The sequence below is a fragment of the Bacillus sp. FSL W8-1143 genome, assembly GCF_037965155.1.
GTDB lineage: Bacteria > Bacillota > Bacilli > Bacillales > Bacillaceae > Bacillus > Bacillus pumilus.
Window position 1 is genome coordinate 2,463,216 of the sequence record NZ_CP150182.1, and the last position, 26,064, is coordinate 2,489,279.

A 26,064-nucleotide genomic window follows, 5' to 3' on the forward strand; every position below is an offset into this window, starting at 1 on the left:
ATCTTATTGTATATGATTCTATGTCGTTTGAGAAGGCAGGTGATCTTTGATTTGACGAAGCAAACGTTTTTAAAGGGCACGATTATTTTAATTTTAGCAGGTTTTATCACGAGAATATTGGGTTTTGTCAATCGAATTGTCATTGCAAGGTTCATTGGCGAAGAAGGAGTCGGGCTTTATATGATGGCTGCTCCTACCTTTTTTCTCGCTGTGACGCTAACACAATTCGGACTGCCTGTCGCTATCAGCAAGCTTGTCGCAGAAGCAGAAGCCCGGGGTGACAAACAGAAAACAAAACGAATTCTTGTCATGTCTCTTGCGATAACAGGGACTCTCAGCCTGATATTCACGCCGCTCTTTTTATGGTTTGCACCCATCATGGCAGAAAATATGCTGACAGATCCTAGAACGGTCTATCCACTGCTTGCCATTACGCCCGTTGTCCCAGTCATCGCCATTTCCAGTGTGCTAAGAGGATATTTTCAAGGCAGACAGCAAATGAGCCCGCTTGCCATTTCTCAAGTGCTGGAACAGGTTGCAAGAATTTCTCTAGTAGCCGTATGTACAACAGCTTTTCTTCCTTATGGAATTGAATATGCGGCAGCAGGTGCGATGATTTCATCTGTTATTGGAGAGATGATTTCACTTGCTTATTTACTGATTGCCTTTCGTTATAAAAAGACCATTCGTATTCGAAAACGATTTTTTAAGGCGATTCATGACGGTAAGGACACGTTTAAGCAGCTGATGAGTATTGCCCTGCCAACAACAGGCAGCCGTTTTATCGGGAATATTTCGTGGTTTTTAGAGCCGATAGTTGTCGCGCAAAGTCTTGCCATTGCTGGATATGCGGCCGTCGAGGCGACAAGACAATACGGGGAATTGACTGGTCTTGCGCTGACCCTTTTGACACTGCCTAGCTTTATTACGTATTCTCTCTCCACTGCACTGGTCCCAGCAATCAGTGAAGGAATGGAGCAAAACAAACGCAAAACGGTCGAATACAGGCTGAAGCAGGCGATGCGTCTTTGTCTACTCAGCGGAGGTATTTCCTGTATTATTCTTTTCGTTTACGCAGAAGATTTAACGCTCTTTATGTATGGTTCATCGCATGCGGCTATTTATGTAAAATTCATGGCACCATTTTTTCTTCTATATTATTTTCAAGGGCCGCTTCAAGCCGTCTTGCAAGCACTCAATTTAGCTGGTGCGGCGATGACGAATAGTCTGATAGGTGCTGTTGTGAAAACAGGAATGATCTTTGTTCTTGCTTCACAGCCGGGCTTTGGCATTATGGGGGCAGCACTTGCAATATTAATCGGCATCGTCCTTGTCACGCTGCTTCATGCGGCAACTGTTGGTAAAGTACTGCCTATTCATTTACCAATGAAGGAATATGGGATATGCGTTCTTGTGATCATCGGCACTGGGACCGTGAGCCTTTGGCTGAAATCTCAAGTAAACGGGCTCTTTTCTGCCCCGATTGAGCTTGTGATGCTGATCTTTGTTACGTGCGTAATGTATGTCATTCTATTAATCTGTCTAGGGCTAGTGAAGCGTGAAGAGCTTCGCCGTATCCCGTTTATAGGGAAACTGCTTTAGCTCATTTCTTCTTGATCACTTCATCTTTCAAATCAATATAAAATGTCTTTTGATTAAAGCTGCAGTAGGAAATCTGATCAATTTCATGATAGCCCCTTTTGGCAAGCTCATCTTTCAGCCACTGTTCATTTTGATTAATTTGCTTCAAATGATCGTGCTGTACAACGCCATCAGCAATAAGTGGCAGCTCAAGCGCTCCGTGTGTGTGCTTGTTTTCTTTTTCGACAACCGCAAGCTTTCCGGATGGCTCTAAAATGGCGTAAGACACATCCTGAATGCTATCGATGTTGTTTTCTCTTAATTGAATGAGCAGGTCATCAAAATTGTATCGCTGTTTTCTCATCGCACCCTCGTCAATTTTCCCATTAATGATGAGCAGGACCGGTTTGCCGTCAAGAAAGCGCCGGACACCTTGGAATTTCAATGAGAGATAGGCAAGTGTGATTTGAATGAAGGTTAACAGCAAGATCGGCCATACCGTATGTAACATGTGATCCTCGACTTCTTCTATAGCGAGAACCGCAATTTCTGCGATCATCATAAAAATGACAAGATCTAAAATACTCAATTCGCCAATTTCTCTCTTGCCCATTAACCGAAAAATAAACCAAATAAGAAAATATAAAATGATTGTTCTCATGGAGATAATCAAGATGTCCTGCATGTGATGTAAACCCTCCTTCTCCACCATAGCTTGTGTCAAAACCCTTTATTTATGTAGAAAAGAAAGCCTCTGTTTTTATCGTGAGAAACATGTCTATTTTTTCTTCTATGTGAATACATTTTAGTAAAAGACAAGCTTCGGTCAATTGGAGAGGAGACGAATCACATGCAGGAAACGAAACAAATCGGAAAAGGGATTTTATCCGGCTTAATGGCCATTTTTATCGTCATGATTGTCACAAGCTTACTTGTATCGCTCATGCTTACCTTCACAAGTATGCAGGAATCATCGTTTAAATGGATGATTATGATTTTGTCCTTTGTGGCACTTTTATTAGGGGGGATCATTTCTGGAGGAAAGGCAAAGGAGCGCGGCTGGTTCATTGGTGCGATTACTTCGCTGATCTTTTCCCTCACTGTATTTTTGTTTCAATATTTAGGGTTTGGAGAAACCTTTTCACCAGAGCAGTTCATCTATCATGGGGCATTTCTAGGGATTTGTATGCTCGGCGGAATGATTGGCGTCAATCTTCGAGGCAAATAAAAAAAGAGCGGATCTATATCGCTCTTTTTTTTATGGCTATGTATCGGAGGATTAGCCTTTGTCAGCTAATTCTCTAATAGCACGACGATCGAAAGTTAAACGGTTGTTTTCGCTTGTTTTGATGACCACTTTTGATTCATCAATGTAGTCGATTTCACCGTGTAAACCACCGATTGTGACGATTTTATCGCCTTTTGATAAAGATTGCTGCATCTGACGCACAGCTTTTTGTTGCTTTTGCTGTGGACGGATTAATAAGAAGTAAAGCACAGCAAACATGACAACAATCATAATGATTGAACCCATACCACCATCCATTCTATTTCACCCCTTTCTAAAGCATTGTAAAGCCTTTTCGTTTATGCGTTAAAAGTTTTTCGCATTCGGTTCGTTAAAGCCGTAACGCTCAAAAAACTCTTCTTTAAAATCACCTAAACGATCCTCACGGATAGCTTCTCTCACTTGCTCCATTAATTTTAACAGAAAATGAAGATTATGATAAGTTGTTAATCGAATTCCGAACGTTTCATTTGTTTTGATCAAATGTCTAATATAAGCGCGTGTGTAGTTTTTACATGTGTAGCAGTCACAATTTTCATCGATTGGTCTGAAATCACGCTCATATTTTGCATTTTTCACAACTAGACGTCCTTCGCTTGTCATCAACGTACCGTTTCTAGCAATTCGTGTTGGCAGCACGCAGTCAAACATATCTACACCGCGAATGGCGCCGTCAATTAAGGAATCTGGTGAGCCGACACCCATTAAGTACCTTGGCTTGTCTGCTGGTAACAATGGCGTTGTGAACTCGAGTACACGGTTCATCACATCTTTTGGTTCCCCAACAGATAAGCCTCCGATGGCGTAGCCTGGGAAATCAAGTGACACGAGATCTTTTGCACTTTGTTTACGAAGCTCTTCGTATTCTCCGCCTTGGATGATTCCAAACAGCCCTTGATCCTCTGGACGCTGATGTGCTTCTAGACAGCGTTCTGCCCATCTGCTTGTCCGCTCTACAGAACGTTTCATGTAATCGTATTCTGCTGGATATGGCGGGCATTCATCAAATGCCATCATAATATCAGAGCCAAGCGCATTTTGAATGTCCATGGCCTTCTCAGGAGAAAGGAACAGCTTATCTCCATTTAAGTGATTACGGAAGTGGACGCCTTCTTCTTCAATTTTTCTAAATTCACTCAAAGAGAAGACTTGGAATCCGCCTGAGTCGGTCAAAATCGCTCGATCCCAGTTCATAAATTTATGCAGGCCGCCTGCTTCTTTCACAATGTCATGACCCGGACGGAGCCATAGGTGGTACGTATTGCTTAAGATGATGCCTGCTTCCATTGCCTTTAGTTCTTCAGGCGCCATCGTTTTGACTGTAGCCAGTGTACCTACCGGCATAAATACAGGCGTGTCAAAGGAGCCGTGCGGTGTATGAACGCGCCCTAGTCGTGCACCTGTTTGTTTGCATGATTTAATGAACTCATAACGTATCGGTAATTGCGACAAAATGAGCCCTCCTGTCTTTGTTGTATGATGTTATTGAATCAGCATGGCATCGCCAAAACTGAAGAATCGGTATTCCTCTTTTACAGCCTCATTGTACGCTTTTAGGACATGCTCTCGTCCAGCTAATGCGCTGACAAGCATGATTAACGAGGATTTTGGCAGATGGAAATTCGTGATCATGCCATCAATTGCCTTGAATGTGTAGCCGGGGTAAATAAAGATTGACGTCCAGCCGCTTGACGCTTTGAATTCACCGTCATGCGCACTTGCAATGGTTTCTAGCGTTCTCGTTGACGTTGTCCCCACTGAAATAATCCGCCCGCCTTCTTTGCGAACGCGATTAAGCTCTGCCGCTGTTTCTTCATTCATTTCGTAAAATTCCGCGTGCATTTCGTGTTCTTCAATACGATCTGCACTGACCGGACGAAAAGTACCAAGCCCCACGTGCAGTGTAATGAATGCGATGTGCACACCCTTTGCTTTCAGCGCATCCAGCAGCTCGTTTGTAAAGTGAAGACCAGCAGTCGGAGCAGCAGCGGAGCCGACCTCTTTCGAATACACCGTTTGATAGCGTTCACGATCGTCAAGCTGCTCTTTAATATAAGGAGGCAGCGGCATTTCACCAAGGGATTCAAGTACTTCGTAAAAAATGCCGGTATACTGAAACTCAACTTTTCTTCCGCCATGTTCTAATTCTTCTGTACATACCGCTTGAAGCCTTCCATCACCAAATGTGATCACTGTTCCTTTTTTCACCCGTTTGGCTGGTTTTACAAGTGTCTCCCATTTGTCGCCTTCCTCTTGTTTTAAGAGAAGAAGTTCAACTTTTGCACCTGTATCCTCTTTCATTCCAAACAACCGTGCCGGCAGAACGCGTGTATTATTTAAAACGAGACAATCACCCGTTTGAAAATAATCGGTGATTTGTGAGAATGTATCGTGTTTGATTGCACCCGTTTGTTTATTTAAGACCATCAGTCTTGATGCGTCTCGTTTTTCAAGCGGTACTTGTGCAATCAATCTTTCTGGTAAATCAAAATCAAATAGTTCTAGCTTCATTTCCTTCACCTATTCTGTAGTTAACTAGTTAACGTTATTTCATCCGTCCAAAGATATTCAGTAATATGGTTAGCACGATGCTAATGACAATGCATGTGATCACAGGAAAAAAGAACGTCACATTTCCTTTTTTCACAAAAATATCACCTGGAAGCTTACCAACCAATTGAAAACCTAATCCTGCGGCAAAAAGGATACCACCTAAAATCATCAATATTTTAGGGAATTCAGTCACGAATCGGAACCTCCATTTGAAAATGTTCATACGCTTCTCTTGTGACGACCCGTCCTCTTGGTGTTCTTTGCAGGAAACCAATTTGCAGTAAATACGGTTCGTACACATCTTCAATCGTATGTGATTCTTCTCCAATTGTCGCTGAGATTGTATCAAGCCCTACAGGACCGCCTCTAAATTTTTCAATCATACTTAAAAGCAGCTTATGGTCGATATGATCAAGACCAAGCTTGTCGACTTGAAGGCGCTCAAGGGCATCTTCCGCAATGTCCTCGGTAATCGCATGATTCCCAAGCACCTGCGCAAAATCTCTTACTCTTCTGAGCAGACGATTGGCAACCCTCGGCGTACCGCGGGAACGTCTTGCGATCTCTTCGGCTGAGCGAAGATCGATCCCAATCTCGAACAGCTCTGCTGTTCTTGAAACAATGTGAGCCAAATCTCTTTGCTCATAGTATTCCAATCTTGCATGTACTCCAAACCTGTCACGAAGCGGCGCTGTTAAAAGCCCGACACGGGTCGTAGCACCTACAAGTGTAAATGGCGGTAAATCAAGCCGTACAGAGCGCGCTGTATCTCCTTTGCCAATGACGATATCTAAACAAAAATCCTCCATTGCTGGATAAAGCACTTCCTCAATTGAGCGCTGCAAGCGATGAATTTCATCTATAAACAACACATCACCTGGCTCAAGAGAAGTTAAGATCGCCGCCAAATCGCCAGGACGTTCAATCGCTGGTCCAGATGTTGTCCGCAGCTGAACATTCATTTCATTGGCAATAATCGAGGCGAGCGTTGTTTTCCCGAGTCCGGGCGGTCCGTATAAAAGGACATGATCGAGTGTTTCCTGCCTCATCCGGGCAGCTTCAATAAACACGCTGAGGTTATCCTTTACTTTTTGCTGACCGATATATTGGCTAAGTGTCTGTGGCCGCAGACTTTGCTCAATGGCTGATTCATGGTTGTCTGCTTCAGTTGAGACGAGCCGTTCATCCATGAGACATCACCCTATTTCAACATTTTTTGTAAAGCTTTTTTCACATATTGATCGGTTGTGAGATTCTTTTCTTCTTTTAACAATGGAAGAACCTTTTTAATTTCGCGATCACCGTATCCGAGAACACTTAAGGCTTCAAGCGCTTCGTCTAATGCCGTTTGCTGCGTTTCGACCTGAATATGGTCCTCGTGATTAAATAGATTGCCAATCATTTCAGGCACAACATCAGCTAGCTTGCCTTTTAGGTCGAGAATGATTTGGCGAGCTGTCTTTTTGCCAACACCAGGGAATTTAATCAGGAACGCTTCATCTTCACGTTCTATCGCTGAAATGACCGCGCCTGGATCACCGGAAGCAAGAATCGCTAGAGCCCCCTTCGGCCCAATCCCTGTGACATTTAACAGTTTTGTGAACAGCGCTTTTTCTTCTCGTGTTTGAAATCCATATAACGAAAAAGCGTCTTCCTTTATGTAATGATACGTATAAATCGTTTCTTGTTTATTGATTTGATAGATAAACGGGTTTGGGCTATAGACTTGATATCCCACTCCGCCGTTTTCTATGACAACATATTGCGGGCACACATAATCAATGGTCCCTTTTACAAACTCTATCACCGTTTTCACCTCTTTGACTGTTCTTCATTGTAACATAAATCGAGAAGAAAACCGCAATAAAAGTTAACATACGTTCGCTCAATGCATTTTTACGATGACACTACGAAAAACAGCTTGCGGCCTTCACACCAGCAAGCTGTTATACGCTTTAAAACGATATTTCATTTCGGTAAGGCTTCATGACTTCAAGCACATGCTCAAATTCATCCTTTGTTCGAAAAGGAATGCCTTGCTCAAGCTGCTCCTCCACATGACTTTCTAAACGGGACGTATCAATTTGAAAAAAGAGATGAATGGGCTCCGCCCAGCCGTCAGGCCTTCCATGAAACGTAGAAATCACACCGTCCTCTGATAATCCGATATATCCATTTGCTTTACTTAATGGAGAGATATCATCAATTTGCTTTCTAAAAAGCGCAAAATCCTCTTTCTGCTCTACTAGCGTCCAGCCTTTATACTGCGACCAGAATGTGTCTTTGTCTTCTAATGATGCCCGGTGTCTTTCAATACTCACATCTCCGTCTAGATAAACTTTTTCAAGCTGTACGGTGATCGAGTTTGACTGCTTTTGCAAGTGTTCTTTTCCTTCCATATCCGTAGCGAAAAAAAGCACACTTGTCATGATAAGTCCTGTAACGAAACATTTCATCTTCACTTTCACTATTTACACCTCTTTAAAACATGAGATCGATGCATGACATATGTAGTTTGACCCATTTTTCTAAACATTAACCAAATCGATGACATGAATATATGGGAAGAGTCTTTCGTTGTATCCTTCATTCGTAAATGGTATGTTTTATACAATCCATTGCTTTATCGAATGCTCGGTTTTTTCATCATTCGTTTTTCAGCCGCATAAACTGAAACCAAAGAAGGTGAAGTCAATGTCAGAAGTCAAAAGATTAGCCGAATCGATTCAGTATCATGAGGATAAACGTCTTCATAAGCTTGCCTTTAAACCGGCAGAGCTTGAGCTGTGCGGCAAAGGAAGAAGTGCCTATGTCTTTTCATACAAAAAAAACGGCAAGAAAATGGCGTTAAAAGTCTTTTTCCCTTCTTATCAGCATATTGCCCGCAAGGAAGCCGCCATTTATGAAAAACTTTCTGGTTCGTCTTACTACCCTGAGATTTATGAATCTGGGGATCAGTATATTTTAATGGAATATATTAAAGGACATACATTCTATGAATGCCTCACAAAGGGGATTCCTATTAAAAAACAAATGATTGAACAAGTCGATGATGCGCTAGAAGAAGCACGCGAGAAAGGATTGAATCCTTCTGATATCCATCTGAGGAATCTGATCTTAACAAAGGAAGGACAGGTCAGGGTCATCGACGTTGCCCGTTTCACACAAACAAAAGCATGCCACCAATGGGATGACTTAAAAGCCGCTTACGCTTATTATCAAAAACCTTTTTTCCCGAAAAAAGCACCGCGTCTATGGCTTGAAGTGATTGCTTATTTATATAAAAAGAACTGGCTGTCCCGCGGTCAGCTTAATAATCGGAATGATTTCTCTGCATAATGAAAGCCGCTCTCACTGAGCGGCTTTTCTGTGTCAATCTGTTTCAACATGGATGCTATTCACATTTAATAAGTTAATGATTTCATTATTCAGCTTAAACCAATGATTGGCTTCTTCAATTTTCTTATACACATCATAGGTAGCTGGACGTTTTAGCTCGAAATCAAGCACTTCCCCATTGTTCATATGAAATGTTACCTTAAATACTTTCATCATAAGATCACCTTCCACTCTCTCTTGTTAGCTGGCCAAATAGATCGGCTCTTTTCATTCATTCTCTACTCAACTCGTTTCCCCTCCTTCTTTCCTTTCAAACACAAGAAGTTTAAATTTTGTTTAAATTCAAACAATATCTCTATCCCTCTTCTTTGCAAAGAAGTATAGTATTTTAAAAAGGAGGTTTTCTTTATGAAACGGAAAAAGAAACGAACATCTCCTGAAAGACAAACAGTCGTGTTTCATTTAACAGATGCCCTCATTCCGAGTCTGGACATGATAGGGGTTGCATTAAAGGCATTTTTCCACCTCTTAAGAAAAGCCTTATCCGCGATCTGATAAAACCCCGCACAACATGCGTGCGAGGTTCTTTTTTAGGATGAATATATTTGACTTCCTTGGCTGATAAACTCCTTCGCCTTCTTCTCCATCTCTTTTTTTACTTCTTCTGATTGATTGCGAATATCATGGGAAATTTTCATGCTGCAAAACTTCGGTCCGCACATTGAGCAAAAATGGGCAGTCTTAGCGCCTTCGGCAGGCAATGTTTCATCATGGAACGCCATCGCTCTTTCTGGATCAAGTGACAGGTTGAATTGGTCCCGCCATCTAAATTCAAACCTTGCTTTCGATAAAGCATCATCGCGCTTTTGAGCAGCAGGATGTCCTTTTGCTAGATCAGCAGCATGTGCAGCAATTTTATAGGCGATCACACCTTCTCTTACATCTTCTTTGTTCGGCAGCCCTAAATGCTCTTTTGGCGTCACATAGCATAGCATCGCTGTTCCATACCAGCCGATCATAGCTGCGCCGATGGCAGATGTAATATGATCATATCCCGGAGCAATATCTGTTGTAAGAGGTCCTAATGTATAAAATGGTGCCTCTTTGCAAATCTCCATTTGTTTGTCTACATTCTCTTTGATTTTATCCATTGGAACATGCCCAGGTCCTTCAATCATCACCTGAACATCATGTTTCCAAGCGATCTCTGTCAATTCACCTAACGTTTCCAGCTCTGCAAACTGCGCTTCATCATTGGCATCAGCAATCGAGCCTGGTCTGAGTCCGTCTCCAAGTGAAAAAGCAATATCATACGTTTTCATAATCTCACAAATGTCTTCGAAGTGGGTATAAAGGAAATTCTCTTGATGATGGGCAAGACACCATCTTGCCATAATGGCACCGCCTCTTGAAACAATTCCGGTCACCCGATCGACTGTCAGCGGAATATACCTTAATCGCACGCCCGCATGAATCGTGAAGTAGTCTACTCCTTGCTCTGCTTGTTCAATTAACGTGTCTCTGTACACGTCCCACGTCAAATCTTCTGCCACGCCATTCACCTTTTCAAGCGCCTGATAAATGGGAACGGTGCCTACTGGGACTGGGCAATTGCGTATGATCCATTCTCTCGTTGTATGAATGTCCTTTCCTGTAGACAGATCCATCATAGTGTCTGCACCCCATCTGATTGCCCAAGTCATTTTTTCAACTTCTTCATCAATGGATGAAGTCACAGCTGAATTGCCAATGTTCGCATTGATTTTGACATGAAAATGCCTTCCGATAATCATCGGTTCACTTTCAGGATGGTTAATATTCGCTGGAATAACGGCTCTTCCGCTGGCTACTTCCTCTCTCACGAACTCAGGACTTAGCCCTTCTCTTAACGCGATGAACTCCATTTCAGGCGTCACAATACCTTTTTTTGCATAATGCATTTGCGTCACACAGGCACCTTGTTTTGCGCGAAGCGGCTCATGATGAAAATCAGTAAGAACATGCTGATGTGACGATTTCTCTTTGGAGCGATATCCGTTATCTTCAGGTTTTACATGACGTCCTTCATAGCTTTCTGTATCCCCTCTTTCTTCGATCCATGCCGCTCTCAGACGATGAAGCCCCTTTGTAACATCGATATGGGCACGCTCATCGGTGTAAGGTCCACTCGTATCGTACACACGAATCGGTTCATTTTGAATGTTTCCTGCCTGCGTCACCGTTTGTGAGAGGGCAATCTCTCTTTTTGGCACTAAAATGTCAGGTCTTGACCCTTTCTCATACACCTTTCGGCTGCCATCAAAGCTTGATAATAACGATTGAGTTGTTAGGGTATTTTTCTTTTCTTTCATTTGCTGTTCTCTCCTTCTCTTCTTGTCACCGGACAGGATGGAATCAGCACCAGCAAAAAAACCAGGCTCTATGAACAGAACCTGGTTTCGTCGTTAGAAATAAACATGAATCTCATTTATAAGACACATGTATCATCTTCAACTTCCCCACGCTGGTACGAGCCAGATCAGGTCCAAAGGGTTAAGAAGCATACACTTCTCTCTCAGCCCAGCCGTGGGCACCCCTAGTCACATTTATTCATTTCCACAACAGTGTAGCATAGAGATGCCATGAAAAAAAGAAGTTTTAGGAAAATAGTTCCTTTTCACTACAAAAGAGATAAAGCAAGCTTGATATACACCTTTATATACATCATCCTCCTCAAACATTTAGATAAAATCTGAAATAATCATTGATCCTTTTCTCCTATTATGTATAATTAATCTAAACGGAGAATTTTTATACAGACTTTTTTAAAGGAAGTTCTAGTCGATTGCAAACATTTCTCACATTTATCGTCATAGGGTTCTCAATTGCTCTACCAGTTGGAGCGATCACGGTTGAAATGACAAAACAAGGATTAAAAAACGGATTCTTTCATGGTTTAACTGTAGGAGCAGGCGGCATGACCATCGATCTCTTACTAATCTTGGCTTTGTATGCTGGATTTGCTCAGTTTTTATCACTGCCATTTGTCCAAATCCCGCTCTGGCTGATCGGAGCTATCTTCTTAATGATGCTCGCATACGATTCCATTAAACATGCGGATCAAGACATCCATTTAGCTGGGGAAAAAGTCAATAAATCTTTCGCAAAAACGTACAGAAACGGCTTGCTTGTCGCGGTGTCTCCTGGAAATCTTGTGTTCTGGGTTTCTGTATTCGGAGCTGTATTGGCAGATGCATATACAAAAACAGATTCATCTGAATTTATACTGGCATCAGGCGGTATTTTGGCAGGGATTCTCCTTCATGACATCGGTCTTCTCACCCTTGTATCCTTAACAAGAAAAGTGATGAATCGAACGATGATCAAATGGACATCCATTATTGCTGGTATTTTATTACTTGGATTTGGCTGTTATTTCTTTTACGAATTCTATATAGGCATTAAGGTTTATTTTTAAGAAAAGGCTAAAGTTCTTGAGGAACTTTAGCCTTTTTTACTTATCGAGTCATGCCTGTTTGACCTGTTTCAAATTGTGTTCTTCTCATATCTCTAAAGCGTGTGAAAGCTCCCTCGTCTTTAATGACTTGGACAGCTCTTCCATCCGCATAACGAGTCGCTGCTTCTTCCACTTGTGATACGCCCTCTGACGTCAGACGTCCATCTGATTTAATGGCAATATACACATTTTCATCTGTTACCATCACCTGTGAGTCTGCAACGTGGTTCATTTTATTGACGCGATTGGCAATTTTTCTTGAACGCTGCACGTTCTCTTGTTTATCGTAGCCAGAGAACGACATTTGGTTATGATAGTTCATATCTCCATGACTGTAGCGTCCATCACCACCTGCGAGAGGCGTTCGATCATCTGCTTGAGGGCGGGTGCGATAATCAACATTCGTTGTATTCCCACCGTTCATTCCCTCCATGAGTTCAGAAACTGGCCCTTGATGATCTTGGTTATTGTCATCCGCACGGTTATTCGAATGATATCCGACTGGCTGACCTGATTGATTATGACGTGTATCTACACCTGCATTGTCATTTGTACCACATGCCGTTAACCCAATAGGAAGAAGCACTAATGCGATCGTTTTTTGCCATTTTTGTCTCAAACGAAAAACCCCCTGTACAAATTCAATCTCATGAGCGCGAAACAGGCTCTGTTTTAGCATGTACAGTTTGGGGAAAAATCAAGCTGTCAGTTATAAACAAAAAAAGGAACGATTGAGATCGCTCCTTCTGTCATTACTCTTCTTCGTCTTCCTCTGGTCTTGCAAAAACAGATTGACCTGGATATGGCTGCATATAAGGCTGAGCTGGATAAGCTCCCATTTGGCCATAAGGTACAGGATTCGGGTAATGTCCTGGCCACGGCTGATGCTGCTTCATGCCATCATCACATCCGCAGTCTTCCTTGCCATAAGCTTCATTTGAAACATTTGGATAAAAGCCTTGATTCACGTTCGCATTGACATTTGCGTTGGCATTGGCATTTGGATGCATATGGTGGTGCCAGTGATGCCCATCGTTTGCATGATGTTCATAATGTTCTCCGTAATAAGCTGGCGCTTGATACGCAGGATAATACGGCTGCGCTGGGTATGGATATGGCATCATGTGATGGTGATAATATGGCTGGACAGGATAGCAAAGACCTGACCCTGGTAAAATTGGCGATGCTGGCACCATTTGCTGCGGATATGGATACATTGCCGGCATGTAATGACCATGACCATAATAAGGATCATATGCGTCATGATGCTGGTGATGGTGATGATGTTCCTTATTCTCAGCCATTCCCCCTACCGCTGCGCCTCCTACATTCGGCATTTGCGGGAAATTAGGAAGGTTTGGGTAATTGCTGTGCTCCATATCTTTTCCCTCCTCCTTTTGATGCGGAATATGAATAAACGGATCATACCCCTTTGCCACTTCATCTTTTAAATGACCTTTATTTTCATGATGGAAATGGTCCTTGTTGTCTTTATGCTCCTTATTCTCATGATGAAAATGGTCCTTGTTGTCTTTATGCTCCTTATTCTCATAATGAACATGATCTTTATGATCCTTTTTGTCATGAACATGATCTTTCTTTTCATGAACGTGATCTTTTTTCTCATGATGTTCTTTTTTGGGAGGAGGCGTGAATGGCTGGTAGAGATTGGTCTGATAATAATTCACATCGACTTGTGGAAAAGCTGGCTGCTCGATCTTTGGCACTGGCGGTACATAAGGTACAGGTTCGTTTGGCTTTTCTTTCGGCTTCGTATCTTGCACTTGCACGACATCTTTTGGCTTTTCTTTCACATACGGATGTTCTTTCGGCTTTGGCATTTCTTTTGCTTTCTGATGATCTGTTTTTACAGGAACACCACTAGATGGAATCTTGATCTTCATACCCGGCATGATCAAATCTGGGTTACTGAGCTGTGAATTTAGTTTTTTCAATTCTTGAAAGTCGACTCCGTATTTCTTTGAAATTTTCCAAAGGGAGTCTCCTTTTTGCACAATATGAATTTTCAACGTTTTCCCCTCCTATGCAAAACGTGAACGTAACGGTTATGTCAGAAGTACAATATGTTTCACCATAAATTTATGCCTATTTACAAGCCGATATGATAAAAACTTGTTTTCTGATAGGAGGGGCTGATTCATTATTTAATGGCGAGCATTTTATTCAGTGCAAGTAAAGCGTCTTTTGTCGTGTCTTCATTGACTTGAATCAAACCGACCGGATCACCTTTCTCTATGCTTTCTAGTGACCATAACAAATGAGGGAGATCGATCCGATTCATCGTCAAACATGGACACATATCCGGATTGAGGGATTCGATTTGTTTATCTGGATGCTGATCTATGATTCGCTTGACCAAATTCATCTCTGTTCCAATCGCCCACTTGCTTCCTGCTGCTGCTTCCTTGATCGTATCAATAATAAATTTCGTTGAACCGGCAAGATCAGAAGCCGTGACGACTTCATGCGTGCACTCTGGATGGACAAGAATTTGAATGTCACGGTCTCTTTTTCTCGTTTCTTCAATATTCCGCACCGTAAATTTCTCATGGACAGAGCAATGGCCTTTCCATAAAATCATCTTGATGCGGGAAAAAGGCTGATCGGTGATGAGCCTTTCTTCTATTTGATCCCAGACAGCCATTTCTTCAAGTGAAATGCCTAAATCAAAGGCCGTATTACGCCCTAAATGCTGATCAGGGAGAAACAGAATGCGCTCTTTTTGTGTGAGCGCCCACTCCAGCACTTTTTTAGCGTTTGATGATGTCACAGTGGCCCCGCCATGCTTTCCGACAAATGCTTTAATATCAGCTGTTGAGTTGACATACGTAAGTGGAAGAATTGTCTCCCCAAACAGATTAGTGAGCTGCTCCCATGCTCTATCCGTTTGTTTCATGTTTGCCATATCTGCCATTGAACAGCCTGCTCTCATATCTGGCAATAGAACCTTTTGATTCTTGTTTGACAGCATATCTGCCGTTTCAGCCATGAAGTGAACACCGCAGAACACAATGTACTCCGCTTCCTTGTTGTCCGCGGCTATTTGTGCGAGCTGCAATGAATCTCCTGTTGCATCTGCGAATTGGACGACTTCATCCTTTTGATAATGATGCCCCGGTATAAAAAGCTTTGATCCAAAGGCTCGTTTAATGTCTAACACACGCTGCTTCATCTCCTCAACAGAGCGGTGTTTATAGTCTTCTGGCATCATAGCTGCATGTTGATTCGCAAGTACATCAAGCAGTGACATGAGTTGTTCCCCCTTTATGACTGAATTCCATATTCATACTAAAATCAAATGCTGGGGCAGAATGTGTCAGAAAACCAAGTGAAATAAGATCGACACCTGTCCCTCTGTAACTTGGCAATGTCTCTAGCGTGATACCTCCTGAAGCCTCTGTCAAAATTGTCTCAGGCGTCATTTGTTTAAAACGTTTTACCTCGTCCGGAGAGCAGTTGTCAAACATGATGACATCGGCCTTTGCATCAATGGCTTCCTTTAGCTGCGTTTCTGATTCAATTTCCACTTCAATTTTCACCATATGACCGGCATATGCTCTTGCTTTCTCTACTGCTTCATGAATAGAGCCGCATGCAGCGATATGATTATCTTTAATCATTACCCCATCTGATAAGCCGAAGCGATGATTCTTTCCCCCACCTGTCTTCACAGCGTATTTCTCTAACATACGCAAGCCGGGCGTCGTTTTTCTCGTATCACAAATCGTAATCGACGGGTCCGCTAATCGCTGCACTGCTTCATGTGTTAAAGTGGCGATACCTGTCATGCGCTGCAAGACATTTAAAATGACCCGTTCTCCTTTTAATAAGTCGCTGACTGGTCCCTTTATTTTCGCCAGCACTGCCCCTGAATGAATCCAATCACCTTCTTTAAAGAACAACTCAGTCTGAATCTGTTCATTCAGCAGGTGGTACCCTATGTCAATGACTTGAGAACCTGCCAATACACCCGATTGTTTTGCGATGATATAGGCTGTTCCTTTCTTTTCTCCAAAAATGCCATCAGCTGATACATCTCCAAAACCAATATCTTCTGTGAAAAAATGAGTCAGCATTTGTTTTAACTGTAAACGTTCCATTTGGCACCGATCCTTTCATTTTTCATCATGTGAATGTGGCCTTTTTCATGGACAATTTGCACGCCCCGCCATAATGCATCATTCCGATTTGGATAATCCAATCGATAATGACCGCCTCTACTTTCTGTACGAAGTAATGCAGACTTCACAAGACAAATCGCTAATGTCCATTGATTGCTTAATTCGATCTGTTCACTTGTGATATTCTTCACATTCATTTGCTGATAAGGGACTTGCTGTAATGTTTGCAGTAAGGTCTTTAGCCCTTTTTCGTCTCTTACAATTGCGGCATATGTTGTCATCCATTGTCTCAACTGATCCTCTGAAACCTCTGGCACAGGCCATATTTCTTGAATAGAGAAAGAAGGGATTGTTTTTTTCTGTTTAGCTATTTGTTCAATTCTCCGTGCCGCTTTGTTTCCTAAAACGAGACCTTCCAAGAGAGAATTACTCGCCAATCGGTTCGCTCCGTGTAAGCCTGTACAGGCCGCTTCTCCGATAGCAAAAAGAGATGGAACCGTCGTTTCTCCATATTCATTCACGCAGATTCCGCCCATTAAAAAATGCATACCAGGGGAAACTGGGAGCCTGCCGCTTGCTATATCGACACCTGCACGCTCACACATTGCAGCAATGGCTGGAAAACGAACTGAGAAATGTGGAATTTCGCTGATATTGAGATACAGATCATGACCTAATTGCTGTTCATGAAAAATAGCTCTAGCGACAATATCTCTAGGCGCTAAATCAGCTTGTGGGTGAATGCCTTTCATGATTCTCCTGCCTGTTTCATCTTCTAAATAGGCTCCCTCTCCTCGGACTGCCTCTGAAACGAGACCGACTGCTTTTCCAGCGATCGTCAAGAGGGTAGGATGAAATTGAACAAATTCGAGATCAGCTAATTGTGCACCGGCTCGATAAGCCATCATCAGTCCGTCTCCTGTTACAGAAGGGTCATTTGTGTTTGTTTCATAAAGGGAGCCGCAGCCGCCTGTCGATAAGACAACGGCATCTGCGGTCATGGTATGTACGCGATCTTTCTCATCTTTCCAGACCACTCCTATGCAGGTTCCTTCGTGAACGAGCAGATCAACGACATGGGAATTTTCATATAAATGAATATGTGAGCCAAGCTGATTTTTTAAATACTGCACGAGGGTTTTACCTGTTTGGTCTCCTCCTGCATGCAAAATGCGATGAGTCGTATGCGCCCCCTCTTTACCTAATTGCGGCACGCCCGTCTCCGTTTGATCAAATGGACAGCCTTCTTCTACGAGCTGCTCCACCATATGCTTTCCAAGACGTACGATCTCTTGTACCGCCCTTTCATCATTGTGATCACAGCCGGCAGCTAATGTGTCTTGTACATGCTGATGAACAGAATCCTGTGCTGAAAAGGCAGCAGCGATTCCTCCTTGTGCAAGCATGGAATTACTAGAGGAAAATTGTTTTTTTGTCATCATGATGACTTCGCAGCTTGCTGAAATGGTTTTTGCAAAGGAAAGCGCTGCAATGCCTGATCCCACCACAATGATTTTTTTGATTGATGACACCATCGCCCCTCCTGTCATTTACACCTGTCTTGACACATATCATTACACAACACTACAATAAATACAAGAAAAAATTTTCTCATAGGAGATGGATGGATTGGTTTATTTAGATTACGCAGCTTCTACACCTGTTTCGGAGGAGGCACTGCATGTTTTTCATCAGCTAAGTAAAGATTGCTACGGGAATGCAAGCAGTCTACATGATGCAGGCGGAAGAGCAAATGACATACTGACTTACAGCAGACAATCAATCGCTGCCATTCTTGAGGGCGAACCAGAGGGCATCTACTTTACAAGCGGCGGAACAGAATCCAATCTTCTTGCGATTCAATCGATGGCAAATGGTCTGCCAGCAGACAGGCAGCATGTCATCACAACTTCTGTAGAGCATCCTTCTGTTCATCATGCGTTTAAGAGCTTAGAGCGTCTTGGCGCGAAGGTTACGATCATTGAACCGAATCAAGATGGGATCATCACTCAGGACATTCTCAAAGATGCATTATTGCCTGAAACAGGATTAGTATCTATCCAGCATGCTAATTCAGAAACAGGGATTATCCAGCCGCTCGCTGAATTAGCAACCATTTTAAAAGAAAGGCACATTCTTTTTCATACAGATGCCGTGCAAACATTCGGAAAGGTTCGTGTGTCCATCAAGGAGCTTGGGGTTGATGCCGTATCCATCTCTAGCCATAAAGTGTATGCACCTAAGGGCGCTGGTGCTGTCTATATGGGCGCTCACGTTCCTTGGAAGCCTTTATATTCAGGTGCAGTTCAGGAAAATGGCTTCCGCCCTGGAACAGTGAACGTTCCATGCATCGGTGCTTTTGCTGCTGCGAGCGAACAATTAATGCTTAAGCTAGATGAGCAAAAACGGCAAAATGAGCAGCTTCGTGATTATTTTCTTCAGCAGCTGAAAATGAGACAGCTTCCTGTTCGTACACTTCAGAACAATGGCAATCGCCTTATGCTGCCTCATATTATTGGTTGTTTTTTTGAAGGGTTTGAAGGACAATATGTAATGTTAGCATGTAACCGGCATGGGATTTGTATATCGACTGGAAGCGCATGTGCTTCTGGTTATCATCATCCTTCCCCGGCTGTGAAGGCATTGCACGTATCAGACCGTGATGCTCTTCAATTCATTCGACTATCATTTGGATCGAAGTCGTCAAAAGAGGACATCGATCAGCTTTTGCATACATTTGAACAATTGCAAAAGGAGAAGAAAGGAGCATAAGACGTGGAGCAAGAGAGGAAACTCATTGGCGAAGAGAGAAGAAACGCCATTTTAGAGTGGCTGAAAGAAACAGATTCACCGCTCACCGGGAGCTTTTTGGCTAAAAAGGCGGCTGTCTCTCGACAAGTCATTGTACAAGATATCTCACTATTGAAAGCAAAAAACGAACCCATTATTGCCACAAGTCAAGGCTATGTGTATATGGCATCTCAGCATGCGCCAGAAAGAGAAATTGAACAAATCATCGCCTGCAAGCATGATCCTGTTCGTACAGAAGAGGAACTGACCTTAATTGTAGACTTTGGGGTGACGGTAAAAGATGTGATTATAGAACACCCTGTTTACGGTGAACTAACGGCCTCGATTCGCGTCAGCACTCGCAAGCAAGTAGCTGATTTCGTTCATCATATTTCTAACACGGGCGCCTCCTACTTGTCAGAACTAACAGACGGTGTGCATTTACATACACTCACTTCTTACAGTCAAAAGCAGCTTGACCAAGCCATCCAAGCGCTCGATGATGCTGGCTTTTTAATTAAAGACTAAAAAAATAGTGTCCTATAAGGGACACTATTTTTCATTCGTTAGTTCATACGTTTGGTAGCTGCCGAGCAATTTGACTTCACAGCCAATCGCTTCTAATTCCTGAATCGCGCCAGGTACAAGGACATCATCCATTTCTTTTTCTATATCTATAATAAATAAATAGTGTCCAAGTCCAGTTTTTGTTGGACGAGATTCAATTTTTGACAAGTTGAGATTTCGCCAAGAAAAGGCAGATAACACGCGGTGCAATGCACCTGATTGGTCATCCTTTGGCAGACTGACGACAATGGTCGTTTTTGGCTTCGATGAGAACCCTGCATTCATTGGGAACGATGCTTTAGGATCTTTATGTAAAATAACAAAGCGTGTATGATTGTGCGGATAATCATGAATGTCTTTTTTTGCAATCGTTAAACCATACGTTTGTGCGGCAATTTCATTCGCAATGGCCCCAGCAGCCTCATCCGGATGCTCACTGATATATTTCGCTGCATAACCTGTTGATTCAACTGGACGATGCGGAATATCTGGGTACTGCTTTTTCAGAAATTGATGACACTGGGCAATCGCGTGCGGATGTGATTGGATCACATCTAATGTCTCCCAGCTTTCCGCTCTTGATGGGTGGACAAGCAAATGCTGCCGAATCGGTGCTGTCATTTCACCAACAATGGACAGCGCTTCTTCATGAATTAAATAATCAATCGTTAAGTTCACAGATCCTTCGAGTGCATTTTCAAGTGGAACGACCGCCAAATCGACTTCGCCTTTTGACACAGCATCCATACATTGCGGAATCGTTGCATAGGCACGCTGCATTGCATCTGCTGGAAAGCAAGAGCATACGGCCAAATGAGTAAATGTTGCCTCTGGTCCAAAATAACCTACAGTTAATTGCTTCATCTGCTATGATCTCTCCTTTTACGCCCCAGAACCTAGAATTTCAACTTTTTCGACAAATTCAAGTTTTCTTAATTGATTCATGACTGTATTGATATCATCTGCCATACCAGCCGTGCTAATGGATAGGGTGACATTCGCTCTTCCTTGCAGCGGAATCGTTTGGTGAATGGATAACACATTACAGCCAGAGTCAGCCACAATTTGCAGCAGTCTTGACAGAGCCCCAGACCGATCCTCAAGGTGGAAAAACAATGTGATGATCTGCTCTTTCACCATCGTATAAAATGGAAAAACAGCATCTCTGTATTTATAAAAAGCACTGCGGCTTAAATCCGCTTGTTGAACAGCATCGGCAACTGAATCCGCTTTTTTGCGATCGAGAAGCTTTTTGACTTCAAGCGTTTTTCGCATCGCATCTGGAAGGACATCCTCTCTTACTAAATAGAACGTTTCTTCTTTCACCTGTTTTCTCCCCTTTTAAAAACGGGAGAGCCCATGGACTGGACCCTCCTTTTGATCAATCAATAAATTCAAATTCAAATTCAAGCAGACGAATGATGTCGCCGTCTTGTGCACCACGCTCACGCAAGGCATCATCGACACCCATTCCGCGCAATTGTCTAGAGAATCGTTTCACGGACTCATCTCTTGAGAAATCTGTCATCTTAAACAGTCGCTCAAGTGCTTTACCCGTTATGACAAATGTACCGTCAGGATCTCTTGTGATCTCAAATGGTGCATCTCCCTCATCAAACCTGTACATTACGCGGTTATCAGACAGTTCCTCTTCATTATAAAGCGGGAATTCCGGTGTTGTTTCAAGCTGATTGGCGATTTCAAATAAAAGCTCACGAAGCCCTTCTCTTGTGATCGCACTAATTGGGAACACTTTATAGTCATCCGTTAATTTTTCTTTAAATGCCGCTAGATTGTCAGCAGCATCTGGCATGTCCATTTTGTTCGCTACAATGATTTGTGGACGCTCAGTCAATCTCATATTGTATTGCTCAAGCTCTTCATTAATCGTCACATAATCTTCGTACGGGTCACGTCCTTCAAGTGCTGACATATCAATGACATGGACAATGACGCGTGTCCGCTCAATGTGGCGTAAAAATTGATGACCTAAGCCAACACCTTCGTGCGCGCCTTCGATCAGTCCTGGCAGATCCGCCATGACGAAGCTTCGGTTATCATCTGTTTCGACAACTCCTAGGTTCGGCACAAGCGTTGTGAAATGATAATCTGCAATTTTCGGTTTCGCAGAAGAGACAATTGAAAGCAGTGTCGACTTCCCGACACTTGGGAAACCAACAAGTCCAACATCTGCAAGTACTTTTAATTCTAAGATGACGTCACGCTCTTTACCTGGTTCGCCATTTTCAGAAAGCTGTGGTGCAGGGTTTGCCGGTGTTGCGAAACGTGAATTTCCACGTCCGCCTCGTCCGCCTTTTGCAATGACTGCCCGCTGTCCATGCTCTGTTAAGTCTGCGAGTACTTGTTCTGTCTCTGCATCCGTCACAACTGTACCGGGCGGAACTTTGACAACCATTTCTTCCGCATTTCGGCCGTGCTGGTTTTTACTCATTCCGTGTTCGCCGCGATCCGCCTTAAAATGGCGCTTATAACGAAAGTCCATCAATGTTCTGAGTCCTTCGTCTACTTCAAATACAACATCTGCACCATTTCCACCATCGCCGCCAGCCGGTCCGCCTTTTGGCACATATTTTTCACGACGAAACGCCACCATACCGTTTCCGCCGTCACCGCCTTTAACATACACTTTAACCTGATCTACAAACATAACTTCCTCCGTTTCTCTGCATCACATATCTCATTCTTGCCTCAAACAAAGCTCGATCATGGACTCATGACTTGTCACATGAAATTGAACTACACTCATACATGGATAGTTTGCGTCATGAAACGCATTTAACGCATCCAAACTTGTTAATTTTCCTTTGAAATCAAAATATAAGATCACATCATTCTCTTCATGATCTGTTTGGAACGTGACCGTTAAATGATTTTCAGTTTTCTGGCAAACTGATTGATCGAATATCGAAAACAACTCCTGTGATACCGTTAGCAGCTGCGATTCATATGCTGATAAGTCTCGGGTTTCACCAAGCACTTCGTATTCTAAGGTGATAAAATGCGACTCCCAATTAAATGTTAGAAAGTAATAGGCCAATTGGGGAATTTTTAAATTTGAGAGTTTGGATTCATGCTGTGCTTCAATGACCATTTCTTCTATAATTTCAAACACACGGTCATATTTTTCTAATGTCAAGTTGCCCTTGATCAGCTGCAATTTATTCATCCAGTCATGTCTTGAACGACTGAGCAGATAGATCAATTCATTTGTTAATGCAACGTGAGTTAATTTTTCGTTTTGTTTACTTGATATCTCTTCCATTATCGCACTCCCAATCGTTTGGTCTCTCTTTTAGGAGTCTTATCATCAATATGTCTCCCTGAATTATAACAGAGAAGACAGCATAGAAAAACACTAGTTATGTGAGGAAAGGTTGTTTTTTCTGATCTATAGGAGAAAATGAGGCAAAGTCAGCAAACGTTCTTTGATATTGATGGAGTGCATCTCTTTTTCATCTTCGATACTACTTGTAAAAAGTGAAAAAAACTCCAGTCAATGACCGGAGTTTTTAGCAATTATTGTGCCGCAGGATATACGCTCACTTTTTTACGGTCACGACCGAAACGTTCGAATTTAACTGTTCCGTCGATTTTAGCGAAAAGAGTGTCGTCGCCTCCGCGTCCAACGTTTTCACCTGGATAGATTTTCGTTCCACGTTGACGATAAAGGATAGAACCACCAGTTACGAATTGACCATCAGCACGTTTAGCGCCTAAACGTTTAGACTCAGAGTCACGTCCGTTCTTTGTAGAACCTACCCCTTTTTTAGATGCGAAAAATTGAAGATCTAATCTAAGCATGAAGTTCACCTCCTATTTTTTTGTAGATATTCTCACATAATCGTGATAATCTCGTTCGATTGTTTCTAAGGAAACGACCATGCCTTCTAAAAGCAGCTGGGCTTTTTCAAAGGATACTGGATCTGTATCAGCCGGCAATTCAAAAGAGAAATAGCCGCCTTCCTCGCCAATATCAAGCAGAGGGTCCAATCCTGTCAGTGCAATAATTGAATTGACTGAACCGAAAACAACAGCAGATACTCCTGCACAAACGAGATCCTGACCTTTTTCAGCAAACTCGGCATGTCCAGTCATCTGAAAAGACGTAATGCTTTCATCTGCTGCCGACCGAGTAATGGTTGCTTTGATCATATCACTCACACGCCTTAAGCGTTGATTTTTTCGATAACAACTTTAGTGTAAGGTTGACGATGACCTTGTTTCTTGTGGTTGTTTTTCTTCGGTTTGTACTTGAACACAGTAATTTTCTTACCGCGACCTTGTTTTTCAACTTTAGCCGTTACTGTTGCTCCAGCAACTGAAGGGTTACCCACTTTGACAGTGTCTCCGCCGACAAACAATACGTTTTCAAAAGTTACTGTTTCACCTGCTTCAGCAGCTAGTTTTTCAACATAAACAGTTTGACCTTCTTCAACTTTTACTTGTTTACCACCAGTTTCGATAATTGCGTACATCTCTGCACCTCCTAATAAACTCAGACTCGCCGAATACAGGGGGCCTTAGGCTCTTTACACCTGCTTCGCGCGGTTGTAGCACGGGTGCTACATATCCATAACATTAAAAAATATATCAAATTAGACGCAGAATGTCAATGTATTTTCATCACTAGTACGGCAAAAGAAGCTCTTCCATTGAGGAGGTGGTTCTTCGATCTGAAAAATACGCATGAAGCAGTTCATTTTCGTCAAGCTGGCTCATTTTCACGCCATCTCTTTCAATAATAATCGGATGCTTACAGCCTCTTTGGAATCGCGCCATGACTTCATATACTTTTTCCTCAGCGCTCGCTCTCAGCGGAATCAGCTTTTCTACCTTTGGCTCTTTTTTACCGTAATAACGTTCTAGTAAAAAACGAACCCTGACATAATGCCGCTGCCGGTACTCCATCACGAGTGAATAGGCTAAAAAGGTGAGCAGCACCCAGCCGTTGAATTGAAGCGGCGCAAACAAAAGTAATCCGCCTGTCAACAGACTAAAAAAGACAAGGGAGCCTTTTATGGCAAGGGCATGTGCACGTTGGAAAGGGTAATATGCTGATAAGAGCAAAAAGAATAATTTCCCGCCATCTAGCGGCCAAATCGGCAAAAGATTCACAAGGAAAATCGCCATATTATAAAAAGTGAACATCGTAAAAATGTCGTGTGAAATAAGAGAAGCTTCCATGAAAAACCACGCCATTAGCTGGAGCGGTACATGCTGGAGTGGCCCGCATAAAATGACCGCCAGCTCTTCCTTTAGCGGGCGGTTCCCATGCTCTTCTACTTCTACCGCTCCGCCAAACGGGAGTAGAAAAATCCGCCGAATGCGCCAATGATAATAGCAAGCAGCCGCTGCATGTCCAAGCTCATGGACAAAGACGATAATGAGCAGACAAAGCAGCGGCTTGATTTGACCAGAGAGGATCGCAAACGCCATCACAATCCACAGCAGCGGATGAATGTGAATTTTCGTCAGCATGACCAGCCATCTATTCAAAGGTCATCACCTGAATAGGATCGATAAACTGTTCATTTTGCTTAATGGCAAAGTAATACGTGCCCTTTCCTTGATCATCCAGTGAGATCTGGCCAATTTTCTCACCCTTATCGACAAAATCGTATAAGGCCACATTGGCTTCCTTTAATTGACCGTACCAGCTATAGCTGTTATCCGCATGCTGCACGACCACTGTCAGCCCTGTGTCACTTTTCTTTTTCACTTCTACTACATAGCCTTCCTTCATACTGTCAATCGCTTCAGCCGATGTTTCGATTTTGACTCCTGCTCCATTTTGCGTAAAGGATTCCTGTACTTTTCCAGAAGCAGGTACGGCCAGTTCTTGGTTCGCTTGTACATCTTTTTGGTCTTCCTTTTTGTCTGTTAAAAAGGCAAGGGGGTTTCCAACTGTTTTCTCAAACCAGCGATTGGCAGCAGCAAATTGAAAATCTTGCTCAAAGGTCTGCGTAATGATCGGCTTCAGCTGCTGAAACGGCCCTGCCTGACCTTTAAATGAAATGGCTGCAATCAACACAAGAGACGCAGATAATAAACATTTCAGCACAAAGGCATTGGGGTTAAATAGCGGATGCTGATATTTCTTCGGCTGATGAGACGACGATTCAAAGGAAGACGACCCTGAATGCTTTTCTTCCTCTGTCAGCATGACCCATGGAGGGATATCCTCTTTTTTCTTAAAAGTCGTCTTCTTAGATGGAGCAGCTGACTGCTTCGTTTTGCGGCGCTGCGCGATTTTCTTTCGGTACTCGTCCACTCTTTTCATGAGATCA

31 protein-coding genes, 1 riboswitch and 1 other annotated feature are annotated in these 26,064 nt (G+C 42.8%); of the genes, 7 read left to right on the forward strand and 24 right to left on the reverse strand.

Features of this window, described 5'->3' with window-relative positions; genetic code table 11:
• Positions 1–51: 51 nt before the first annotated feature.
• Positions 52–1,602 (forward strand): stage V sporulation protein B, encoded by a 1,551-nt coding sequence (spoVB, locus tag NSQ36_RS12595; RefSeq protein WP_251190257.1) that lies wholly within the window; start codon positions 52–54, stop codon positions 1,600–1,602.
• Between the two features lies 1 nt (position 1,603).
• On the opposite strand, the gene NSQ36_RS12600 is transcribed toward spoVB, so the two are convergent.
• Entirely contained in the window at positions 1,604–2,266 is a 663-nt protein-coding gene (locus NSQ36_RS12600) for a DUF421 domain-containing protein (protein ID WP_003216185.1), read from the reverse strand.
• Positions 2,267–2,431: 165 nt separating this feature from the next.
• Between NSQ36_RS12600 and NSQ36_RS12605 the strand changes: the two genes are divergently transcribed.
• Entirely contained in the window at positions 2,432–2,809 is a 378-nt protein-coding gene (locus NSQ36_RS12605; RefSeq protein WP_003216839.1) for a TIGR04086 family membrane protein, read from the forward strand.
• A 51-nt stretch (positions 2,810–2,860) separates the two neighbouring features.
• Here the strand turns inward: NSQ36_RS12605 and yajC are convergent, their stop codons facing one another.
• The 7 genes from yajC to NSQ36_RS12640 form a co-directional block, all read right to left on the reverse strand.
• Entirely contained in the window at positions 2,861–3,127 is a 267-nt protein-coding gene (gene yajC / locus NSQ36_RS12610) for a preprotein translocase subunit YajC (RefSeq protein ID WP_003216659.1), read from the reverse strand.
• A 48-nt stretch (positions 3,128–3,175) separates the two neighbouring features.
• Entirely contained in the window at positions 3,176–4,321 is a 1,146-nt protein-coding gene (tgt, locus tag NSQ36_RS12615; RefSeq protein ID WP_003216540.1) for a tRNA guanosine(34) transglycosylase Tgt, read from the reverse strand.
• Positions 4,322–4,351: 30 nt separating this feature from the next.
• A complete protein-coding gene (gene queA, locus NSQ36_RS12620; protein WP_212046170.1) occupies positions 4,352–5,380 on the reverse strand; it encodes a tRNA preQ1(34) S-adenosylmethionine ribosyltransferase-isomerase QueA in 1,029 nt (342 codons plus the stop codon).
• Between the two features lie 34 nt (positions 5,381–5,414).
• Entirely contained in the window at positions 5,415–5,615 is a 201-nt protein-coding gene (locus NSQ36_RS12625; RefSeq protein WP_339205890.1) for a DUF2905 domain-containing protein, read from the reverse strand.
• Positions 5,608–6,612 (reverse strand): Holliday junction branch migration DNA helicase RuvB, encoded by a 1,005-nt coding sequence (ruvB, locus tag NSQ36_RS12630; RefSeq protein ID WP_050943663.1) that lies wholly within the window; start codon positions 6,610–6,612, stop codon positions 5,608–5,610. Before ruvB ends, NSQ36_RS12625 begins: the two co-directional genes overlap by 8 nt.
• An 11-nt stretch (positions 6,613–6,623) precedes the next feature.
• A complete protein-coding gene (gene ruvA, locus NSQ36_RS12635) occupies positions 6,624–7,229 on the reverse strand; it encodes a Holliday junction branch migration protein RuvA (protein WP_044140019.1) in 606 nt (201 codons plus the stop codon).
• 148 nt (positions 7,230–7,377) lie between these two features.
• Positions 7,378–7,878: an intercompartmental signaling factor BofC gene (locus tag NSQ36_RS12640; protein WP_170966011.1), complete on the reverse strand. Its 501-nt coding sequence runs from the start codon at positions 7,876–7,878 to the stop codon at positions 7,378–7,380.
• Positions 7,879–8,116: 238 nt separating this feature from the next.
• Between NSQ36_RS12640 and NSQ36_RS12645 the strand changes: the two genes are divergently transcribed.
• Complete coding sequence (locus NSQ36_RS12645; RefSeq protein ID WP_137054909.1) at positions 8,117–8,761, forward strand: protein kinase family protein; 645 nt, start codon at positions 8,117–8,119, stop codon at positions 8,759–8,761.
• Between the two features lie 33 nt (positions 8,762–8,794).
• Here NSQ36_RS12645 and NSQ36_RS12650 read toward each other — a convergent pair whose 3' ends face one another.
• Complete coding sequence (locus tag NSQ36_RS12650) at positions 8,795–8,974, reverse strand: hypothetical protein (RefSeq protein ID WP_034620653.1); 180 nt, start codon at positions 8,972–8,974, stop codon at positions 8,795–8,797.
• Between the two features lie 195 nt (positions 8,975–9,169).
• Between NSQ36_RS12650 and NSQ36_RS12655 the strand changes: the two genes are divergently transcribed.
• Complete coding sequence (locus tag NSQ36_RS12655; protein WP_003216600.1) at positions 9,170–9,316, forward strand: hypothetical protein; 147 nt, start codon at positions 9,170–9,172, stop codon at positions 9,314–9,316.
• 35 nt (positions 9,317–9,351) lie between these two features.
• Here the strand turns inward: NSQ36_RS12655 and thiC are convergent, their stop codons facing one another.
• On the reverse strand, positions 9,352–11,112 hold the full coding sequence (gene thiC / locus NSQ36_RS12660; protein WP_050943661.1) for a phosphomethylpyrimidine synthase ThiC: 1,761 nt from the start codon (positions 11,110–11,112) through the stop codon (positions 9,352–9,354).
• Between the two features lie 127 nt (positions 11,113–11,239).
• Positions 11,240–11,348, reverse strand: a riboswitch (TPP riboswitch).
• Between the two features lie 237 nt (positions 11,349–11,585).
• Here thiC and NSQ36_RS12665 point away from each other — a divergent pair.
• Positions 11,586–12,218 (forward strand): LysE family transporter, encoded by a 633-nt coding sequence (locus NSQ36_RS12665; protein ID WP_003216651.1) that lies wholly within the window; start codon positions 11,586–11,588, stop codon positions 12,216–12,218.
• 40 nt (positions 12,219–12,258) lie between these two features.
• On the opposite strand, the gene NSQ36_RS12670 is transcribed toward NSQ36_RS12665, so the two are convergent.
• The 5 genes from NSQ36_RS12670 to nadB form a co-directional block, all read right to left on the reverse strand.
• Entirely contained in the window at positions 12,259–12,876 is a 618-nt protein-coding gene (locus NSQ36_RS12670; protein WP_003216228.1) for a YhcN/YlaJ family sporulation lipoprotein, read from the reverse strand.
• 133 nt (positions 12,877–13,009) lie between these two features.
• The gene (safA, locus tag NSQ36_RS12675) at positions 13,010–14,287 is read right to left on the reverse strand and encodes a SafA/ExsA family spore coat assembly protein (protein ID WP_268459514.1); all 1,278 of its coding nucleotides are present in this window, start codon (positions 14,285–14,287) and stop codon (positions 13,010–13,012) included.
• Positions 14,288–14,418: 131 nt separating this feature from the next.
• On the reverse strand, positions 14,419–15,528 hold the full coding sequence (nadA, locus tag NSQ36_RS12680) for a quinolinate synthase NadA (protein WP_339205892.1): 1,110 nt from the start codon (positions 15,526–15,528) through the stop codon (positions 14,419–14,421).
• Positions 15,515–16,378 carry a carboxylating nicotinate-nucleotide diphosphorylase gene (gene nadC, locus NSQ36_RS12685; protein ID WP_339205894.1) on the reverse strand — a complete coding sequence of 288 codons (864 nt, stop codon included), beginning with the start codon at positions 16,376–16,378 and terminating at the stop codon, positions 15,515–15,517. The genes nadA and nadC overlap by 14 nt, the downstream gene beginning before the upstream one ends.
• Positions 16,360–17,934, reverse strand: a complete 1,575-nt coding sequence (nadB, locus tag NSQ36_RS12690; RefSeq protein WP_339205895.1) for an L-aspartate oxidase — start codon at positions 17,932–17,934, stop codon at positions 16,360–16,362. Before nadB ends, nadC begins: the two co-directional genes overlap by 19 nt.
• A gap of 85 nt (positions 17,935–18,019) precedes the next feature.
• Here nadB and NSQ36_RS12695 point away from each other — a divergent pair, with 85 nt between their 5' ends.
• Positions 18,020–19,171 (forward strand): IscS subfamily cysteine desulfurase, encoded by a 1,152-nt coding sequence (locus NSQ36_RS12695; protein WP_310024306.1) that lies wholly within the window; start codon positions 18,020–18,022, stop codon positions 19,169–19,171.
• A 3-nt stretch (positions 19,172–19,174) separates the two neighbouring features.
• Positions 19,175–19,717 (forward strand): transcription repressor NadR, encoded by a 543-nt coding sequence (locus NSQ36_RS12700; protein ID WP_003216377.1) that lies wholly within the window; start codon positions 19,175–19,177, stop codon positions 19,715–19,717.
• A gap of 24 nt (positions 19,718–19,741) precedes the next feature.
• Here the strand turns inward: NSQ36_RS12700 and pheA are convergent, their stop codons facing one another.
• The 9 genes from pheA to NSQ36_RS12745 form a co-directional block, all read right to left on the reverse strand.
• Entirely contained in the window at positions 19,742–20,620 is an 879-nt protein-coding gene (gene pheA, locus NSQ36_RS12705) for a prephenate dehydratase (RefSeq protein WP_003216746.1), read from the reverse strand.
• Positions 20,621–20,638: 18 nt separating this feature from the next.
• Positions 20,639–21,082 carry an ACT domain-containing protein gene (locus NSQ36_RS12710; protein WP_003216269.1) on the reverse strand — a complete coding sequence of 148 codons (444 nt, stop codon included), beginning with the start codon at positions 21,080–21,082 and terminating at the stop codon, positions 20,639–20,641.
• A gap of 55 nt (positions 21,083–21,137) precedes the next feature.
• Complete coding sequence (obgE, locus tag NSQ36_RS12715; protein WP_003216191.1) at positions 21,138–22,424, reverse strand: GTPase ObgE; 1,287 nt, start codon at positions 22,422–22,424, stop codon at positions 21,138–21,140.
• A gap of 30 nt (positions 22,425–22,454) precedes the next feature.
• The gene (locus NSQ36_RS12720) at positions 22,455–23,039 is read right to left on the reverse strand and encodes a sporulation initiation phosphotransferase B (RefSeq protein ID WP_003216825.1); all 585 of its coding nucleotides are present in this window, start codon (positions 23,037–23,039) and stop codon (positions 22,455–22,457) included.
• Positions 23,040–23,293: 254 nt separating this feature from the next.
• Positions 23,294–23,578, reverse strand: coding sequence for a 50S ribosomal protein L27 (gene rpmA / locus NSQ36_RS12725; protein ID WP_003216586.1), 285 nt, complete (start codon positions 23,576–23,578; stop codon positions 23,294–23,296).
• Positions 23,579–23,590: 12 nt separating this feature from the next.
• Complete coding sequence (locus tag NSQ36_RS12730; RefSeq protein ID WP_003216478.1) at positions 23,591–23,929, reverse strand: ribosomal-processing cysteine protease Prp; 339 nt, start codon at positions 23,927–23,929, stop codon at positions 23,591–23,593.
• 14 nt (positions 23,930–23,943) lie between these two features.
• The gene (gene rplU / locus NSQ36_RS12735; protein WP_003216781.1) at positions 23,944–24,252 is read right to left on the reverse strand and encodes a 50S ribosomal protein L21; all 309 of its coding nucleotides are present in this window, start codon (positions 24,250–24,252) and stop codon (positions 23,944–23,946) included.
• 12 nt (positions 24,253–24,264) lie between these two features.
• Positions 24,265–24,337, reverse strand: a sequence feature (ribosomal protein L21 leader region).
• 66 nt (positions 24,338–24,403) lie between these two features.
• On the reverse strand, positions 24,404–25,273 hold the full coding sequence (locus NSQ36_RS12740; RefSeq protein ID WP_339205897.1) for a M50 family metallopeptidase: 870 nt from the start codon (positions 25,271–25,273) through the stop codon (positions 24,404–24,406).
• Entirely contained in the window at positions 25,266–26,057 is a 792-nt protein-coding gene (locus tag NSQ36_RS12745) for a M23 family metallopeptidase (RefSeq protein ID WP_050943654.1), read from the reverse strand. The genes NSQ36_RS12740 and NSQ36_RS12745 overlap by 8 nt, the downstream gene beginning before the upstream one ends.
• Between the last annotated feature and the right edge of the window lie 7 nt (positions 26,058–26,064).